The sequence below is a fragment of the Gloeobacter kilaueensis JS1 genome, assembly GCF_000484535.1.
In the GTDB taxonomy this organism is placed as follows: Bacteria; Cyanobacteriota; Cyanobacteriia; order Gloeobacterales; family Gloeobacteraceae; genus Gloeobacter; species Gloeobacter kilaueensis.
The window spans coordinates 4,547,361-4,565,451 of record NC_022600.1; the positions used below are offsets into that span (position 1 = coordinate 4,547,361).

The 18,091-nt window shown below is 62.6% G+C and carries 15 protein-coding genes and 1 tRNA gene; 8 read left to right on the top strand and 8 right to left on the bottom strand.

What is annotated here, in order from left to right:
- Window positions 1–38 precede the first annotated feature (38 nt).
- A complete protein-coding gene (locus tag GKIL_RS23095; RefSeq protein ID WP_023175948.1) occupies window positions 39–1,709 on the bottom strand; it encodes a protein kinase domain-containing protein in 1,671 nt (556 codons plus the stop codon).
- Window positions 1,710–1,811: 102 nt separating this feature from the next.
- Window positions 1,812–3,692 (bottom strand): HAMP domain-containing sensor histidine kinase, encoded by a 1,881-nt coding sequence (locus GKIL_RS21145; protein WP_023175949.1) that lies wholly within the window; start codon window positions 3,690–3,692, stop codon window positions 1,812–1,814.
- A 134-nt stretch (window positions 3,693–3,826) separates the two neighbouring features.
- On the opposite strand from GKIL_RS21145, the gene GKIL_RS21150 reads away from it, so the two are divergent.
- Window positions 3,827–4,924, top strand: a complete 1,098-nt coding sequence (locus GKIL_RS21150) for a metallophosphoesterase family protein (protein ID WP_023175950.1) — start codon at window positions 3,827–3,829, stop codon at window positions 4,922–4,924.
- Between the two features lie 41 nt (window positions 4,925–4,965).
- On the opposite strand, the gene GKIL_RS21155 is transcribed toward GKIL_RS21150, so the two are convergent.
- Together GKIL_RS21155 and GKIL_RS21160 are read right to left on the bottom strand one after the other, a co-directional pair.
- Window positions 4,966–6,561: a DHA2 family efflux MFS transporter permease subunit gene (locus GKIL_RS21155; protein ID WP_023175951.1), complete on the bottom strand. Its 1,596-nt coding sequence runs from the start codon at window positions 6,559–6,561 to the stop codon at window positions 4,966–4,968.
- Window positions 6,545–7,189 carry a TetR/AcrR family transcriptional regulator gene (locus GKIL_RS21160; protein ID WP_023175952.1) on the bottom strand — a complete coding sequence of 215 codons (645 nt, stop codon included), beginning with the start codon at window positions 7,187–7,189 and terminating at the stop codon, window positions 6,545–6,547. Before GKIL_RS21160 ends, GKIL_RS21155 begins: the two co-directional genes overlap by 17 nt.
- Before the next feature lie 165 nt (window positions 7,190–7,354).
- On the opposite strand from GKIL_RS21160, the gene GKIL_RS23100 reads away from it, so the two are divergent.
- From GKIL_RS23100 to GKIL_RS23105, 3 genes are read left to right on the top strand one after another with little or no spacing between them, the layout of a single operon-like run.
- Complete coding sequence (locus GKIL_RS23100; RefSeq protein WP_023175953.1) at window positions 7,355–7,906, top strand: prepilin-type N-terminal cleavage/methylation domain-containing protein; 552 nt, start codon at window positions 7,355–7,357, stop codon at window positions 7,904–7,906.
- 4 nt (window positions 7,907–7,910) lie between these two features.
- On the top strand, window positions 7,911–8,687 hold the full coding sequence (locus tag GKIL_RS21170) for a hypothetical protein (protein WP_023175954.1): 777 nt from the start codon (window positions 7,911–7,913) through the stop codon (window positions 8,685–8,687).
- A 44-nt stretch (window positions 8,688–8,731) separates the two neighbouring features.
- A complete protein-coding gene (locus tag GKIL_RS23105) occupies window positions 8,732–10,012 on the top strand; it encodes a hypothetical protein (RefSeq protein WP_051382896.1) in 1,281 nt (426 codons plus the stop codon).
- Window positions 10,013–10,024: 12 nt separating this feature from the next.
- On the opposite strand, the gene ftsY is transcribed toward GKIL_RS23105, so the two are convergent.
- The gene (ftsY, locus tag GKIL_RS21180) at window positions 10,025–12,238 is read right to left on the bottom strand and encodes a signal recognition particle-docking protein FtsY (protein ID WP_023175956.1); all 2,214 of its coding nucleotides are present in this window, start codon (window positions 12,236–12,238) and stop codon (window positions 10,025–10,027) included.
- Between the two features lie 149 nt (window positions 12,239–12,387).
- Window positions 12,388–13,734 (bottom strand): exonuclease subunit SbcD, encoded by a 1,347-nt coding sequence (gene sbcD, locus GKIL_RS21190; protein WP_023175957.1) that lies wholly within the window; start codon window positions 13,732–13,734, stop codon window positions 12,388–12,390.
- 152 nt (window positions 13,735–13,886) lie between these two features.
- On the opposite strand from sbcD, the gene cysC reads away from it, so the two are divergent.
- A complete protein-coding gene (gene cysC, locus GKIL_RS21195; RefSeq protein ID WP_041244126.1) occupies window positions 13,887–14,411 on the top strand; it encodes an adenylyl-sulfate kinase in 525 nt (174 codons plus the stop codon).
- 33 nt (window positions 14,412–14,444) lie between these two features.
- On the opposite strand, the gene GKIL_RS21200 is transcribed toward cysC, so the two are convergent.
- Window positions 14,445–15,173, bottom strand: coding sequence for a choice-of-anchor E domain-containing protein (locus tag GKIL_RS21200; RefSeq protein WP_023175959.1), 729 nt, complete (start codon window positions 15,171–15,173; stop codon window positions 14,445–14,447).
- A 159-nt stretch (window positions 15,174–15,332) separates the two neighbouring features.
- Between GKIL_RS21200 and petG the strand changes: the two genes are divergently transcribed.
- From petG to GKIL_RS23110, 3 genes are all read left to right on the top strand, one after another.
- Complete coding sequence (petG, locus tag GKIL_RS21205) at window positions 15,333–15,449, top strand: cytochrome b6-f complex subunit V (protein ID WP_023175960.1); 117 nt, start codon at window positions 15,333–15,335, stop codon at window positions 15,447–15,449.
- Window positions 15,450–15,567: 118 nt separating this feature from the next.
- The gene (locus GKIL_RS21210; RefSeq protein ID WP_023175961.1) at window positions 15,568–17,247 is read left to right on the top strand and encodes a Ppx/GppA phosphatase family protein; all 1,680 of its coding nucleotides are present in this window, start codon (window positions 15,568–15,570) and stop codon (window positions 17,245–17,247) included.
- Window positions 17,244–18,008, top strand: coding sequence for a hypothetical protein (locus GKIL_RS23110; protein WP_023175962.1), 765 nt, complete (start codon window positions 17,244–17,246; stop codon window positions 18,006–18,008). Before GKIL_RS21210 ends, GKIL_RS23110 begins: the two co-directional genes overlap by 4 nt.
- A gap of 5 nt (window positions 18,009–18,013) precedes the next feature.
- On the opposite strand, the gene GKIL_RS21220 is transcribed toward GKIL_RS23110, so the two are convergent.
- Window positions 18,014–18,087, bottom strand: a tRNA-Asp gene (locus tag GKIL_RS21220).
- Between the last annotated feature and the right edge of the window lie 4 nt (window positions 18,088–18,091).

Sequence of the window (18,091 nt, forward strand, 5' to 3'; positions counted from 1 at the left end):
CCCGCCCGCAACTCGATGCGGCGGGGTATTTTCTGGTATCAGTGCGTGGCGACGGCAGCCCGACCCCGATCGAAGTCCTCCTTGGCTTTTTGGGGATTGCCCTGGTTCTGGTAGGCGCGGCTGCGGTGAAAAAAGTAGTCCGCCTTCGGTTCGAGGGCGATGGCGTCAGAAAAATCGGCGATCGCCCGGCCATAGTCTTTCAGTTCGACGTAGGCGAGGCCGCGCTGGTCGCGGTAGGCAGCACTTTTAGGATAGAGGCGGATAAGTTCGCTCAGATCGCCGGTGACGCCGCCAAAGTCTCTGAGCTTGAGGTGGGCGCGCTCGCGCTCGGTGTAGAAGCGTGCGTCGTCCGGTTCGAGGCGGCTACCGGCGGTAAAATCTTCGACCGCTCCCTGGTAATCGCCGAGCTGGTAGCGGGCCAGACCACGGTTGTAGCGCGCCTCCACCGAGTCGGGTTCGATGGCAATTGCCTGGCCCAGGTCGCGGACTGCGCCGTTGTAGTCGCCCCGGTTGAAGCGGCTGACGCCCCGCTTGATGTAGGGGCCGACCGAGGCGGCAGCGCGGGAGGCGGGAGGGGTGGGCTGCGAGAGATACCAGAAACCGCCGATCGCCACCAGGGCGATCGTCGTGCCGATGAGCAGATCGCGCGGCAGGACGGCAGGCCAGCGCCAGGGCACCAGGCGGCTGGAAGCAACTGCCGGCATAGCCTCGGTCGGAGCGCGATTGGCGCGGACCCCTGCCGGGACGGTCCTGAGGACCGTCGTCGAGCGGCGGGTAGCGGTTTTAAGAGCAGCCTGCAGTTGATCGCTCAGCACCTGCATACTGGCCGGGCGATCCTCCCGGTTTTTGGCGAGGCAGGCGAGCACGACGGCCTGCAGGGCCGTTGGCACCGGCTGTGGCAGGGTGTCAAAGGGGATCGGCTCGTCGTAGTTGTGGGCCTGGTACCAACCGGGAAAGGTGTTGGTCCTGGGCTGAAAGGGCAACTGGCCGGTGAGCATCTGGTAGAGCACCACGCCCAGCGAGTAGATATCGGAGCGCGCATCGAGTTCTTCGCCGCGCATCTGCTCGGGAGAAGCGTAGGTGGAGGTGCCGACAAAGCCCATGTGGGTGCCGAGGGCAAGATTGATGTCGCTTTTGGCCTTGGCGACACCAAAATCGAGGATCTTGACCGTCTCACCCAGGGCTTCGTCGGCGATGAGAAAGATGTTGCTCGGCTTGATGTCGCGGTGGACGATGCCGGTAATCCGGCGCTGGTCGATCGTCGTCTCGATCGTGTGGGCGTGCTGGAGGCCATCGCAGATCTGGGTTGCAAGCCGCACCACCCGCTCAGCGGCCAGGGGTCCCTGGGCGATCACATCCTTGAGGCTGCGACTGCGGGGCGAGTTGCCTAAAAATTCCATGACCAGATAGGGCTGGTTCGCCTCAAGGCCATAGTCGGTCACCTGGATGATGCGCGAATGGTTGCCCAGAATCGCGCTCAGGCGCGCCTCTTCTTCGAAGCGCTGGCGCAGCATCTTGACCACCTGGGTGTCGCCCACCAGACCCTGGTGCAAAACTTTGATCGCCACGACCTTGTTGGCCAGGCGCGTATCGGCTGCCTCGAAGACGCCGCCCATGCTGCCGCCATCGAGCCAGCGGGTGAGCCGGTAGCGCCCGCCGACCTGCTGACCAATCGCGAAACCTGGCAGCGATTCAGAATCGGTAGTCATTCTGCATCAGGCGTTGCTGAGTTCATCATACTGGCGCTTTTACCTGCCTTATCAGCGTAGACAGCACAACGGAACCGTCGATGTCATCTGTGCTACGAAGTCTCAGGCGGCGGCCTCGCGGCGCGGCCACTCGCAGGTTTCAAGGTACCCGTCGAGGTCGAACCAGAAAGTGGATCCCCGACCGACCTCGCTCTCGATGTGGATCTGGGAATGGTGCTTCTCGATGATACTGCTGACGATCGTGAGACCGAGGCCGGTACCCTCTAGGGTATGCACTTTGTTTTCGACCCGGAAAAAGCGATCGAAGATTTTTTGTTGATCTTCGGGAGAAATACCGATGCCAGTGTCGGCGATCGCCACCCTTACTTTGTTGCCATCCCCGGTGCAGTGGGCCGAGAGGCGGACTTTGCCTCCCGATTCGGTGAATTTGAGAGCGTTGCCGACGAGGTTGGCCAGCACCTGCTGCAGCAGATCGTAGTTGCCCAACACCAGCGGCAGGTCGGTGCCGATCTCAGTACTCAACTCGATGCCGCGCTCGCGGGCGGTGAGCTGGTGGGTGCGCAGCGTCTGCTCGATGGGCTGGGCAATATCGACCGGCTCAAAATGATACTCCCGGCCAGACTCCAAGCGCGAAAGATCGAGCACGTCGTTGACCAGACGGGTGAGCCGGTCGGTTTCGAGGTTGGCGATCTCAAGAAAGTCGCGCTTGGTCGATTCGTCTAAGCCATCGCCGTACTCGTAGAGCGTCTCGATGTAGGACTTGATGCTCGAAAGCGGCGTGCGCAGTTCGTGGGAGACGTTGCTGATGAACTGGCTTTTGGCCTGGTTGAGTTCGGCTTCTTTGGAGAGATCCTGCACGGTGAGCACGACGCCCTTGAGGTTGGCTGCCCCCCCCGGCACGATCACCGAGGAAATCAGCACGCGCAGGGTGCGCTTTTGGACGACGATCCGGCACTCGGCTTGGTCGAGGATGTTGCGCGCCACCGCGTCGAGGGGTTCTTCGACCTCGGTGCGCAGGCCCACCGGCAAGAGATCGAGGATGCTCATGCCCACCACCCGCGCCTGCCAGCCAAAGATCGACAGCGCTGCCGGGTTGACGAGCACAATATGCAGCGAAGAATCGAGCAAGATCGCGCCGTCTAGGATTGTGTCGATGAAGGTCTCAAGTTTGGCCTTCTCGGAGGTGATCTCTTCGATATTTTGTTCCTCGTAGCGCTGCAGGCGCTCCGCCATCAGGTTAAAGCTGCCGATGAGCGCTCCTAGTTCACCCGGATAAGACAGGGTGATCCGCTGTTTGAAGTTGCCCTGGGCGACGCGCTGCACGCCCTGCACCAGTTCTTTGAGCGGCTGGGTGATCGTAATGGCATTGAAGATTGCTCCCAGAATCATCACGATCCAGATCGAGACGAAGACGGCGCTGGTGACATCGCGGGTCAACTCCGAGCGCCCGACCAGACTCGCCTCCGGGTTGATCCCGACCAGCACCGCTCCCACCCGCTGCTCGTTGGCGTTGATCGGCACGATGATGTCGGTGACCAGCCCTTTGGGCGTGCGGTGCTGGCGCTTGGCCGGCAGGACCGGTGGCAGCTCGACATGGCGGAGCAGGGCCGGTACGGGGGCCGTATCCTTGTAGGCGCTGGCGCTGGTGCCGAAGGGACTGCCGTAGAGATAATCGCCGTGGGCGTCTACGTAGAAGATATAGAGGATGTTGTCGGCGTTACTTGCCAGGAACTCCTGCGTAAATTCTTCGACTTTGTCGAGCTTTTTGCTCGTGATGAGCGGAGCCGCCGTCGTCGCGAGCAGATTGCCCACCGCCTCGCCAAAGCGCTGGTCGCTGCGCCGGGCGTCCTCCTGGATGTAGTTGAGCGCCCAGAAGACGAAGCTCGCCATAATCAGCGAAATCAGCAGCGCTCCGGCGGTGAGCAGCCGGACCTGAATGCGCAATTCACTGAACCATCTTTGAAAAGTTTTCGAGGCATCCAAGGCGAACGCGCCCCTGATTTCGACGGCAATAGGGCTATTGTGCCATATTGCCCCCGCCGGGGATCACGCCTGGATCTGGTCGATCGCCGGCTGCCGCTGCTATCCTCTTGCCGGGAGAATCCATCGGGAGATTTATGGAGCGGCGTCGATTTTTGCAAGCAGGCATCTTTTCGCTGGCTGCCCTGACGGCGGGCCGCTCCCTGGCCGCTTCAAAGGCAATCGGGCCATCGGGCTTTTTTGCTCCGCCCCGAGGTGACGTGCGCATCGTGCTCATCAGCGATCTCAACAGCGAGTACGGCTCCCTCGCCTACGAGCCCCAGGTGATCCGGGCCGTCTCTCTCATCCCCTCCTGGCAGCCGGATCTCGTGCTCTGCAGCGGCGACATGGTGGCAGGCCAGTGGCCCCCCCTCAAAGCCGAGCGTATCCAGCAGATGTGGGCCGCTTTTGATCGTCAGATTGCTGCTCCCCTGCGCAGAGCCCGCCTGCCCTTCGGCATCACCGTCGGCAACCACGACGCCTCCTGCGAACGGGCGATCCGGGGCGGATTTCTCTATAAAAAAGAGCGCGACCTGGCGAGCGCCTACTGGAACGATCCTGCCCACGCCACCGGCGTCCACTTCGTCGATCGGGCCGACTTTCCCTTTTACTACACCTTCACGGCCAACAACATCTTCTATCTGGCCTGGGACGCTTCCTGTGCCCACATTCCGAGCGAACAGCTCGCCTGGGCCGAAAAGAGTCTGGCAAGCCCCGCCGCCCAGAATGCCCGGCTGCGCATCGTCATTGGACACCTGCCCCTCTACGCCGTCGCCGTCGATCGCGAGACACCGGGCGAATATCTCGAAAACGGCGAAGCCCTGCGCTCGATGCTGGAGCGCTACCGCGTCCACACCTACATCAGCGGCCACGACCACGCCTACTACCCCTCGCACCGGGGCAAACTGCAGCTGCTGCAGACCGGAGCCCTGGGCAGTGGCCCCCGCCCCCTGCTCGAAGGTGCCCTGCGCCCCTGGCATCCCCTCACGGTGATCGACATCGACCTCGCTTCCCAGAACACCGTCTACACCACCTACGACATGGCCACCGGCAAAGTCTTCGATGTCCACCAGTTGCCCCGCACCCTGATGAGCCCGACGGGTCTGCTCCTGCGGCGCGACATCGAGTGGCAAAATTTGAGCGCCGACGAGCAGGGAGCCTGCCTCAAACGCTTCGGCGAAAAAGGCTGCCGGTAGTGCTCTCGATCGATTGGCCCTGACTTTTTTAATTTTGTTTTTTAATGGGCGGCAGGCGGCGTGCGCCCGGTCCGTCCGCTGCCCAGAAACAACAGCAGCGGCAGCGAGGCCAAAAAGACGATCCCTACGACCCGGAAGATGTCCTCGAAGGAGAGGATGGCAGCCTGGGTGTTCACCAGATTGTCCAGCAGCTTGAGCGCCTGGTCGTGGGCAGTGGCCAGATCGCTGCCCTGCGCTCCCAATGCGCCGCTTAGCTGATCGATGCGGGCGGTGGCAAGCGGGTTGTAGGCGCTGATATTCTCGATCAAGACTGCGCGGTGAAAGGCTTCGCGCTGGGCCAGCAAAGTCGTGAGAATCGCGATGCCGACGCTGCCGCCCAGCTGACGGGTGAGATTGTAGAATCCGGAGCCGGAGGAGACTTTTTCTTTCGGCAGCGGCCCGAGGGTAGCGAGACTGAGGGGCAAAAACATCAGCACCGTTCCCACCCCGCGCCACAACAGCGGCCAGAACAGTTCGTCGGTGCCGGTGTCGGGGTTGATGTGAGTAAGGGCGACCATCGAGCCGACGATGATGAGCCCACCCGCACCGATGAGCAGCCGGGCGTCGATCTTCTGGCTGAGCTTACCGGCGATGGGCATCGTCACCACCGAGGCGAGCGCTCCGGGCAAAAGCAGCAAACCCGTCTGGGCCGCCGTATAGTGCAGAATGCTCTGCGCAAAGATCGGTACGGCAAAGAGGGCACCGTAAAGCCCCAGCCCGAGCACCGCCGAGTAGAGGCTACCGGCGGCAAGCGAGCGAAAGCGCAGTACGCGCAGATCGACGGCAGGCTGAGCGGTGCGCAGTTCCCGCCAGATAAAGAGCGCCAGCCCGACGCAACCTAGAATCGCCATTGCGACGATGAAATTTGAGGTGAACCAGTCGTCCTGCTGGCCTTCTTCGAGCATCGTCTGCAAACCGGCGAGGCCAAGGGCCAGCAGTCCGATGCCCAGCCAATCGACGGCGGTGCTTTTGGGGCTGGCGGTGGGGCGGGGCAAAAAGAGCACGGCGAGCACCACCGCCAGGATGCCGAAGGGAATGTTGATAAAGAAGATCCAGCGCCAGCCCAGTGCGTCGGTCAGAAAGCCTCCCAGAGTCGGTCCAATCGCCGGTCCGGCAATGACGCCGATGCCGAAGACGCCCTGGGCCATCGCCTGTTCGGCGGGCGCGAAGGTCTCAAAGAGAATTGCCTGGGCCTTGGCAAGCAGCCCGCCCCCGCCCAATCCCTGGAGGATGCGCGCAAAGATGAGCACTCCCAGGTTAGGAGCAAAGCCGCAGAGGGTCGAGGCAGCTGTAAAGGCGATAAGACAAAAGATAAAGTAGCGCTTGCGGCCAAAGTAGTCGCCGAGCCAGGCAGAGAGGGGAATGACGATGACGTTGGCAATCGCGTAGCCGCTCACAACCCAGCCAATTTCGCTCAGGGTGGCTCCGAGGTTGCCCTGCATGTCGTTGAGGGCAACGTTGACGATGCTCGTGTCAATCACCTCAAGAATGGCCCCGAGGGCGACAGTAAGCGCAATCGCCCACTTCAGCCACCCCTGCACGTAGGCTGAAGCTTCGGCGCTGGCCTGGGGCTGGGCTTTTTCAGCGGTCTGGGTCATGGGGCTCGCTCGTAGCGGATGGGGCAGAAGCATCGGCGAGAGCGAGGCCCCTCAGCCAGAGATCGACGCAACTGTCGAGGTAGCGCTCGCGGGAGTACTCGACAGTGGCCAGACCAGAGCGCAGCACGCCGGCGAGCAGCATCCCCGTAAACAGATCCACCGCCACAGCCGGATCGATGTCCGGGCGAATCTTGCCCTGCTGCTGGAGGGTTCTTAGATAGGCGGTCTTGCGCTCGCGCCGGGCGCGGGCCGCCTCGTGCAAGATGGCGCGGGCCGCCTCCGGATGGCGCTTTGCCTCGCCGATAAACATGCGGATGAGCGCCTCGTTGCTCTCAAGCATCTGGTAGTAGAGCCGGGCGTAGCGGCGCACGTCCTCGCGCACGTTCCCGGTCCACTCCTCGCAGGGTTCGAGCGTCTGTTTTTGCAGGCTGAAGCTGTAGTCCACCACCGCCTGGAGCAGTTGTTCTTTGTTTTTGAAGTGGCGAAAAAGCGTCACTTCGTTGACGGCGGCGGTACGGGCAATCTCGCGGGTGGTTGCTCCCTGCAAACCGGCGCGGGCAAATACGGCCACCGCCGCCTCGATCAGACGGTGGCGAGTCTCAAGGCTGGAGCGCGTCTGAACAGGCATAATGCAAGTGCTTACTTACATTACGAGTGTAAGGCGGAACGGCATCCTTATGCAAGCAAGTACTTGCACACTTTGTTAGATTGCCGGGTGGCGCTGTCCGGTTGTCCATCTGACCGGATGGCGGTCCGTAGTCTGGGGAGGCACGAACTTCGATGGAGTGCCGCCATGTCTTTTATTGCCAGACGCCCGCTGCGGGGATTTACGCTGGTCGAACTTTTGGTCGTCGTCGTCATCGTCGGCATCCTCGCCGCCGTCGCCCTGCCCAACTTTCTTGGCCAGTCGGGCAAGGCCAAAACCACCGAGGCGACGGCGACCATCGACGCGATCAAGACGGCTCAGGAAGTGTATCTCAACGAAAACGGCAAATATTTCAGCGACGATTCGAGTGGAGCGGTCTTTGCTGCCGCCCCCGCCAACACCCTGGGCGGTACCCTCGTCAAGACCGGGGCCAGCTTTGCCAACCTGATGACGGCGCTCTCGGTCAACCTCGATCCGAACAAGTTTCAAAATGGAGCCGCCCCGGACGGCAGCAAGTGGGCCGTCGCCACCAGGGCGCTCGCCGATCAGGGCGTCGCAGCCAATCCGGATGGCGCTGCGAGCTTCGGTGTTTCTATCGACGCCGGTGGGGCTGCCGGGGCCGGGGCGATCAAGGGGCTGGCCTCTTCGTATGTCAAGAGCAACGGCAGGGTCGTCGTCGATTCGGACCAGGGCCACTAGAAAGATGCGACCGGGTTGCGCGATCGCCCTCGCCTGTAGCCTGGCCGTGGCGAGCGGCGGCCTCCAGTACGGCAGCCGCTCACAGAAGCCGTCTATCGCCATCGGTTACGGCAACCTCGTCGCCGACTCCGGCTGGCTGCGCTTTGTGCAGTACTACGGCGACGCAGCGAGCCGCAGCCAATCGGGCTACAGGCAGAGCTACCGCTACCTGGAGGCAATCACCGCCGCCGATCCGCGCTTTGAGCGCGCCTATCTATTCGCCAATGCAGCAGTAGCCGGGCGCACCGCCCGGCCAGACCTGGCCGGGCAGTTGCTTGAAAGGGGCATCCAGGCTGAGCCCCTGTCGCCCGCCCTCTGGCAGGCGAGGGGACTGCTGCACTGGATATACACCGGCGACACCCGACAGGCAGCCTGGAGCTTTCGCCGCGCCGCCGGTCTTGCTGTCTTAAAAGCGGGCAACGCCGCCCAGAACCAGGCCAACCAGTGGCTGCTGCTGTCGCGGGTACTCGGCTGCCTGCCATCCAGCCGCTGGTTGCAGCGAAAGATCTGGCGCGAAGTCTATAGCAGCGCTCCCGACAGCGAGACGCGCCGCCGGGCCGCCACCCGACTCACCGCCCTGGGCGTCGATGTCTCCGCTGGGGGCAGACTGCAGGAGCGCTATGCCCTCTCGCCCCCGCCCGGCTACCGGCAGTACCTCCTGTACGGTCCGCAAAAGCATCCCCCGCGCCCCTCCCTCACCGCCCGAATGAACGCCTGTCTGTTCACTCAAGCGCAACCGTAAATTCGCTTCGCTGCCCTGCCGCCCGAAAGCGAAGCTAGTAGGATATGCTTATTTTGCGCGTCCTTGTTGCTATGATTCGCCTCGGACAACTCGTCTATACCAGCGTTGCCTCCCAGGGCTTCCAGCTTTTTACCAGCGCCGAGGTGCCGGAGGAGGTTCAGCAGGCGTTTGTTGAACAGATTGTCTATCGGCACTGGAACGCTTACGATCCGCCTCATCCAGGCTCGCACTCGGTCTACTTCCACCAACTCGATGCGGAGCATCAACTGTTTGGCTGGGTCTACAACGACGGCGAGGACGAGCTGGGCCGCGCCAATGTACCGTACTTTTTGTGCTACTACCTGACGGCACCGCTGGTAGCCGTCCAGCTTGAGAGCATCTTTACCTGTCTACACAAAGGTCCGGTGCGCGTGATCGATCGCGAGGCGCTGGGCGCTCCCCTGGAGGCGCTGCCTGCGCCGGATCTGTGGAGTTATCAACCCGAACGGCCCGGTGTGATGATCCCGGCACCCCTGCGCGAGAGCAGCCACCGCGCTCTGGGCGATGGCCAGCCGGTCGAGCTGTACTATACCGAACTGGCGATGGCGGCGAGCCCGACGATAGGTCAGCCATCAGCTTCTGCTGGGGTGCAGGAGTTGCCGCCTCCACCAGGGCAGCTGGAGGCAGGCTGGACCACTTTTGGAAGCATCTTCTCCCAGCAGCGCTGGCACTGGTTTGCCTCCTTGCGCACGAGTCTGGTGCTGACGCTGGTGGCACTTTTGGGTTTGACGGGCATCTCCGCCGCCGTCTACTGGCAGACCCAGAAGCAGTTCGACCAGGTAGGCCAGAAAGTGCGCACCCACCAGCGCAGTTTGATCGGTCTCAGCCGCGAGCCGAAGGCACAGCGAGTCGATCAAAAGCTCAGCGGCACCCAGAAGCGGATCGATCACATCGAGCAGAAACTGATTCGCACCCGCACCCAGGTGGCGAGCGTCGAGCGGAAGCTGGCCGGAGCCCAGGAGCAGATCGCCTCGATCGAACGGCGCGCCAAAAAGACCGCTTCGCCTCAAAAGCCCAGCGATAGCCGCTCCCGCACTGCTCGCCGCCAACAAGCCGATCGGCCCGCCGACGCGGTGGGCTCCAGCCGACGGCGGCGGCAGCGGCGCAGCACCGACAGCGAGCAGTACCGCGCCGCTGCCGCCCGCGCCCTTGCTGGGGCCCATTCGGCGCGCTCCGAGAGCGGTCTTTCAGCGGCGATGGAGATCTACACAGCCCGCCAGCGCGCCCAGGACGCCCTCGATTCGCAGCGCATGTACGGGTTGTGGCGCAAGAACCGCAAGCGCTGATACCAGAGCCACTCAGCCGTCATCGATGTCGCTCAGCAGCGCCTCGATAAACTCGAAGCTATTAAATGGCCGCAGGTCGTCCACTTTTTCGCCGACGCCGATAAAGCGAATCGGCAACTGCAGCTCATCGACGATGGCGAGGGTAATACCGGCCTTGGCCGAGCCGTCGAGCTTGGTGATGATCACACCGGTCAGGCCCGCCACCTCCCGGAAGACGCGCGCCTGCTGCAGGCCGTTCTGGCCGGTGGTGGCATCGAGCACCAGCAGCGCCTCGACGTGGGCATCGGCTGCCTGCTTGTCGATGATCCGCCGCACCTTGGCCAGCTCGTCCATCAGGTTCTTTTTGTTTTGCAGGCGACCAGCTGTATCGACGAGCAACAATTCGGCTCCCCGCGACCTGGCCGCGCCGATCGCATCGTAGACGACCGCCGCCGGGTCGGCTTTTGGCGATGGGTTGGCGACGACCATCACCCCGGCGCGCTCGCCCCAGATGGTGAGTTGCTCGACGGCGGCAGCCCGGAAAGTGTCTCCGGCGGCGATGAGGGTTTTGTAGCCGGAACGGACGGCGAGTGCGGCGATCTTGCCGATCGTCGTCGTCTTGCCGACGCCGTTGACGCCGACGATGAGCCAGACGTTGAGCCGTCCGCGCCGGGGAGCGAACTGGGCCGGGTCGTCCGCTTCCAGCTCCAGTTGCCTGCGCAGCTGCGACTTGAGAAAGGGCAGCACCTGATCGGCGCTCAGCGCCTCGCGGCGCACCCGCTCCTGTAGAGCGCTCAAGATCCGGTCACTCACGGTCAGGCCAACGTCTGCCTGCAGCAGCAGCGCTTCGAGTTCTTCCAGCTCCGCCGCCCCGATTGGACCCCGCCCGACGACAGCCTTGAGGTTGTTGACCAGGCTGCGGCGGGTCCGCCCGAGGCCAAAGCGCAATTTTTGCAGCCAGGTGATCTCTTCAACCGTCACATCCTCCGGACGGCGGCCCTGGGCGGCGAGCACCTCCGCCGACCACAAAAAACCAGCGTCCAGCTGGAACTGGGGTTGCGGCTGGGGCTGGGGTGCGGGTGGGGCGACTGGTTCAGGCGGCTCAGCCGCCGGTGTGGATCTGTTGCCTGCCAGAAAGCGCCGCCAATCGAAGGCAGGGGCCCTGGTCGGCTCCTCCTCCAATGGCTCCGCTGCCGGTGGCTCTGCCGGAGGCGGCGGTGTCTGGGCGACGGGCGGTTCGGGGACCGGGTTCACCGGTTCGCTGACGGGCGGAGTGTCTGGATCTGGCTGGGCAGGCGCGGAGGGAGCGGCCCGATAGCCGGGGAGGAAGCGCCGCCAATCGAAGGCAGGAGATCTGGGAGCTTCCGGAGGCAGTGCTTCTTCACTCTGAACCGGCGGCTCGACAGGGGCCGGAGGCTGGAGTGAACTTTCAGAAACTGTCTTGGTTACAGGAGCCGGAGGTTCCGCGACGCTCTCAGGCTCTACTGCTTGGGGAGGACTTTCAGCTGCCGGCGCTGGCAGTTCTTCGATAGGCTCAGCCTCAGCGCGCTCGACTTCAACGGTGCTCTGGATAGCCGGTTCAGCGGCAGTGACCGGCCCTTCAAAAGCCGACGGCGCTTCTACAGGGACAATTGCCACCGGCGGTTCAGCGACAGGAGGCGATTCAGGAATTGGCGGCGGCTCCACCGGTGCTTCTGCAACAGCGGGCAGTTCGGGTGCCGGTGGCGCTTCAGCGACCGCAGGCGGAACTGCTGCAACACTTTCTAGAACCGGTGGCGCTTCTTCTATGGCTGGTACTGGCGGGGGCGGTGGCGCTTCTGCAACCGGCGCTTCTTCTACCGGAGGAGCAGGGGGCGCGGGAGTGCCATAGAGAACGCGCTGCCAGTCGAAGGCAGCGGTCGCTGCGGGCGGCTCTTCCACCGGCGGTGGGGGTGGGGCGGCTGGCTCTACTACCGGCGGTGGCGGAGCAGGCGCTGGAACACTTGGGGCAGGAGGGGAGGAGGTACCGTAGAGAACCCGTTGCCAGTCGGAGATCGCCTCGTCCGCAGTCGCTTGTTGAGCAACCTCAGTGTTGAGCTTCTCCTGGGCGATGCGCGCCCATCTCATATAGTCCGGCTCCACCTGCGCCTCTGGAGTCGCCGATGATTCTGTCTGCGGTGCTGAAGCTTCAGGCGGAGCTGGTTCGAGTAAGGGTTCTTCTTCTTTCTTTTCTTTTTTGCCGAAGCGTTTGAACCAGTCGAAGACCATACGCGCCCTGCCACCTCTATTGTTCAATCTTGACACTCTCCCAGCGCTAGAGCGCGGGCTTTCAGGAACCTCCAGCCGGCAGACTGCACCCATGTCCCTGCTGGAGCGGACGCAAGGTTCTGGGAGTCGGCAAGGGCCAGGACAAACATCTACGCGCCAAAAAGTCCGAGCTGGCTGGTCGCCTGCGGGCCTTCCTCGCGCTCCAGCAGCTGCAGCGCTGCCGCCGCCGTCACCTCGAGCACTTCCTGGTCGCTCTCGCATTCTTCTGTGTCCAGTTCGGGCCGCTCACCTTTGATGAGCACCTCCGCCGTCTGCAGCAGGGCAGAGCGCAACTCCGCCAATTCTGGCCGACTGTCGAGGTACTGGCCCAGGGCGTCGAGCGGGTCGAGGGCACAACTTTCGCCCAGGCCGGGGACTCTGGGCTGGGTGAGCTGGCTGATGAGTTCGGGCTGCAACTGAAAAGCAAAGGCCCGCTCCAGCAGGGCACGCAACTCGGCAGTGTCGATGCGCTCGCTCTGATGGGCGTGCAGGCGATAGTGGACCCGCACCACCGCCCCTTCGAACTTGTGCTTGCGGATAATCTCGACGAGGTCAGCCTGGGGATCGCTGCTGTCGGCCAGGTTGGCCTGGATCGTCTTGAAGGCGCGGGCCGGTAGCTCGACAAACTGGTAGCGGCAGCGCCCCCGCTCGACCTCCGCCAGGATGAAGCCTTTTTTTTCTTTTTCTTCGCCAAAATCGACCCTTTCGATCGAACCAGGGTAGATAATCGGCGGATCTTCGCACAATACCTGATGGCGGTGGACATGCCCGAGGGCAACGTAGTCGAACTCAGGACGGGCCATCAGCGCGAGCGGGATGCTGAAACCCCGGCCCACCGCCAGGTGCCGCTCTGCCCCGTAGACGGCGTTCTCAGCCATCAGATGAGCAAGCAGGATTGTCGGAACGGACGGATCGAGGCGGCGCACCTGGGCTTCGAGGGCCAGCTTCATCCGCTCGACGAGGGCCAGATCGACCTGTTCGATGCTCTTGCCGCGCATCTCCTCGCGGGTGACGAGCGCAGAACGGTTGACCCAGGGCAGGGTGAGCACCTGGACCGGACCGGAGCGCGTCGCGATCGTGTGGATCACAAGCTTTGCACCGACTAGAAAACCCGGTACCTGTAGAGCCGAATAGATGTTGAGGCTCGCTCCGCCGACGCCCCGACTGTGCAGGTCGTGGTTGCCCACCAGCAAAACCGTCGGGATACCGGCGTCGGTGAGCCGCTTGAACTGGCGGGCGAACTCCTCTTGATGGGTCGGCTCCGGAGTGGCATTCGGGAAGGCGTCGCCGCCAAAGACCGCCAGATCGACCTGCTCGGCAATCCCGCGCTCGATCGCCTGCGACAGGCAGTATAGAAAATCCTCAAAGCGAGAATTGTATCCGGTTGCCGGATTGATGCGTCCGTGGGAGAGGCCGCTACCAAGGTGAATATCCGAAAGGTGAAGCAGGCGCACCATAGGTTCGATAGACGAATGTCCTCAGCGCATTGTACTGGCTGCTACCTGCCCTTGTCAGCAAAAGCTCAAAAAAATGCTGACTGCGATACCTAACCGGCGGGCAGTTGCCTGCTATGCTCAAACTCGATTCCTCCGTGAGACGGGTAACATCTATGGGTAAAGGTGTAACTATCTGGTTTACCGGTCTATCCGGTGCGGGCAAGAGCACGATCTCGGCGATCGTCGCTCAGAAGTTGCAGGCGCTTGGCCGCAACGTCGAGGTCCTGGACGGCGACGAGGTGCGGCTCAACTTGAGTGCCGGCTTGAGCTTCAGCAAGGCGGATCGCGACACCAACGTGCGGCGCATCGGCTATGTCTGCCGCCTGTTGTCCCGCAACGGTGTGATTGCGATCAGTGCCGCCATCAGTCCGTATCGTTCGACCCGCGAAGAGCTGCGCACCAACATTTCTGACTTTCTTGAGATCTTTATCGACTGTCCCCTCGGTGTCTGCATCGATCGCGATGTCAAGGGCCTCTACGCACGCGCCCTCAAGGGTGAAATTCCGGCTTTTACCGGTGTCTCCGACCCTTACGAGCCGCCGCTCAATCCGGATCTGACCATCCACACCGATTCTGAGACCAAAGAAGCTTCCGCCGAGCGGGTGGTCCAGTTGCTCTACGAGCGCGGCTACCTCTAAGCTCGAAAATTTGTTGCCGGTGTGGCTCGTGGCCTACCTGATCTTTGGGCCTGTTTTCTTTTGGGCGAACACTGCCCCAGCGACGCCACCGCCGATGAGCAAAAGCCCCGGCAGCAACGACGGCTCCGGCACCACCGGGTTGAAGGTGTAGGTGACAGCTACCGAGAAGTCTGCAAACGTCGTACTTAAAAATTCGAGGTTGCCGCCACCGCCATTAAAGGTCGTGGTGGTGTTCGAGTTGCCCAGAAAGCTCACCGTGCCGGTGCCGATGAACAAATTAAACAGGCTCGGATTGATGTTCGTGACGCTGGTGGTCGGTCCAGCCGTCAGTTCGATCGGCCCGCTGGTCTGGCCAGGAGCGAGGGTAATCGATCCGGAAAAGTCGCGGGGGGTGACGCTCGTCGAGAACGGATTGGAGGGTGTGGGGCCGGTGAGGCTAATCTGCACACTCTGCCCCACCTGAAAGGTCTGATCGGTGGCCGAGAGGTTTTGCACAGTGAGGGTGCTGTCGAAGCTGCCGCCCAGGGTGAGCTGGATGCCGGTCAGGGTACCCAAAGAGGGATCGAACTGGTTGATGGGCAGCGAATAGTTGACGATCTCAGTTAGAAGCGGGCCACTGTCCACCGGGCCAAAGCTGATTGTCGCCGCTTTTGCCCCGTCGGCACCCACCAGTGTCAGCGCAAGCCAAAAAGCCCCGAGCGGCAGGGCGGACGATCGCAGAACAGCACCAGGAGCAGGAGGGAAACGCAGGGACGGCAACACGGGAGAAGATCCTTATTCTTGAATAGACGGCAAGATACCACGTTTTAGCGCAAAGCAAAACATCCCGCGTATACACATGCAGCAAATTTTTCGCTCACCGTCAGCTTCCGCTCATTTTCAGCTATCTTGGGGAGCAGTGAAGCATGGGAGTCCAAGGTTGTGATTGAACCGATCTTGTTGGGCATCGTTCTGGGTTTTGTACCGGTGACGATCGCCGGGTTGCTGGTGGCTGCCTGGCTGCAGTACAAGCAGCCTACGAGTCTCGGTGAAAAATAAGCTCGCCTTCAGGCGCTTGCAGGTTTTGAAATTTTGAATATCTCCTTCTGCGTCCCGCAGCGGATAGGCTCTGTGCTGCTTTTCCGTTACAATTACAGCGACTATTGCAGGGTTGACGATGCCTGAAGCTGACGACGCTCAACAGGAGCGCATTCTGGCTGCCATCGATGTCGGCACCAACTCGATACACATGGTGATCGTCCTGGTTCAGCCAAGGCTGGCGAGCTTCACGATCATCGCCCGCGAAAAGCAGATGGTCCGGCTCGGAGAGTACTGCCTCAAGACCGGCTGGCTCAAGCCCGAGGCGATGGCCCGCGCCCTCGATGCGCTGCGCCACTGCAAGGCTTTTGCCGAAGGACTGGGCGCTCAAGAAATCATCGCCGTCGCCACCAGTGCCGTGCGCGAGGCACCGAACGGCCCCGAGTTTCTTCAGCAGATCCAGCGCGTTGTCGGCCTCAGGGTCGATCTCATCTCAGGCGAGGAGGAGGCGCGGCGGATCTACCTCGGTGTGCTCTCAGCCGTCGAACTGGATAATCGCTCCCACGTCGTCATCGACATCGGCGGCGGCTCAACGGAGCTGATTTTAGGCGACGGCCACGAACCGCGCTTTCTTACCAGTATCAAAGCGGGGGCGGTGCGCCTGAGCGAGCAGTTCGTCACCAGCGATCCGATCAGCACCCGCGACTACAACTGCCTGCAAAATCAGGTGCGCAATCTGCTGGAGCCGGCGATCGACGCGCTGCACAGTCAGGGTTCCTTCGAGCGGCTGGTGGGCACCTCCGGCACGATCATGACCCTCGCCGAGATGGATGCCCGCCAGACAGGCAACGTGCCCACATCGCTGCAGGGCTACACGCTTACCCTCGCAAGCCTCGAACAACTGCTCGCTCAATTGCGCCCCCTCGATCTTGAGGCGAGACGCCGCCTGCCGGGCGTCTCAGAGCGGCGCGCCGACATCATCGTCGCTGGAGCGGCAATCTTGCTTGAGGCGATGAAGCTTCTTAAAGTCGAATCGCTGGTCGTCTGCGAGGCGGCTCTGCGCGAGGGGCTCATCGTCGATTGGATGCTCGCCCACGGCCTCATCGCCGATCGGCTGCGCTACCAGGGTTCGGTGCGCGAGCGCAGCGTGCTGCATCTGGCGGACAAGTTCCACCTCGACTATGCCCACGCCGAGCAGGTGAGTCGCCTCGCTTTAAGCCTGTTCGATCAGACCCGTGGTGCGCTGCACCACTGGAGCGGCGCGGATCGCGAGCTACTGTGGGCGGCGGCGATGCTCCACAACTGCGGCCACTTCATCAACCACTCGGCCCACCACAAGCATTCGTATTACCTGATTCGCCACGGCGGGATGCTCGGTTTTACCGAAGAAGAGATCGAAGTGATCGCCAACCTTGCCCGCTACCACCGCAAGAGTGCCCCCCGGCGCAAGCACCTGCCCTTTCAGCAGCTTTCAAAAGAACACAAGCGCCTGGTGCGGCAGTTGAGCATCTTCTTGCGCCTCGCCTCCGCCCTCGATCGCCGCCACAAGGGCGCGGTGCAGGCGGTGCGCTGCCAGGTTCGTCCCGATCAGGTCGAACTGCACTTGCAGCCGCACGACCCTGCGGATCCCTGCGACCTCGAACTGTGGAATGCAGAGTACAAAAAAGCGGAGTTCGAGCAAGAATTTGGCCGCGTCCTCACGATCAGCCTCGAACCAGCGATCCGTGACGCCTTTCCCCTGCTCGCTGTCCCAGCAGGCGATTCCCGGCCCGAAGCCGGCCTGGGTGAGCGGACACCTGCCGCCGGCTCCCGGCGGTGAAGCTGCCCCCTTTGTGGGTGGCCGGTCCTCTGCCCCTGGCCACTGCCCTTGCAGACAGCTATCGGCTCTGGGGCGGTGAGGCGACGATCGCCGCCGATCCAACCGGGATAAAAGAAACTGAACGGCTCCTCTGGCTCGCGCCGCCCGAAACGGATGGTGGTTTTCCAGACCTGTCCGGCTGGCAGCAGGCCGCAGCCTCTGCTCCTGCCCGTTTGCCTGTCGCGCTCTCAAACCCGCAGGCGGCGGAGCGCTTTTGCCTGCCCCTCGTCGTCACCGCCCGTGGCATTCTCTACGGCGAAGCGATCGGCATCGCCGCTGACCACTTCTGGCAGCCTTTTAGCCTGAGCGACAAAGAACGCCAGCAGCTATACCCTTTTGCCCGCAGTCTGGTTGTCCAGTCCCCCCCCGGCGTCTCGCTCGTCTACTTCAAGATCGAATCTGCGGCTGTGCGCTTCGAGAAGTGGCTGCCCTTTCCGGACTGGCCCGCCCTCGCCACCCTGGGCACCCAGGAGCCAGATCTCTTTGCCTGCCACTGGCGCTGTGTACTGGGCTTGCCCATCGTCGATCTGCAGATCCACCGGCCCACTTTCACAGCGCTGTTGAGCGAATGGCCTGCCCATCTGCTCCGGCAAGCGGCCCTGCTGCCAGAAAGCAGGCTCTATCACTTTGCCCGGATGGTCCAGGTCCAGGCACCAACCGTCCAGCGGGCGCACGAACAACTGCGCCGGCTGCTGGCAACCGAACCGGCGTTTTCTCTCTAAAGTAGCGACCCCGAACGGGCTCGAACCGTCAACCTCCGCCGTGACAGGGCGGCGCTCTAACCAATTGAGCTACGGGGCCTGAT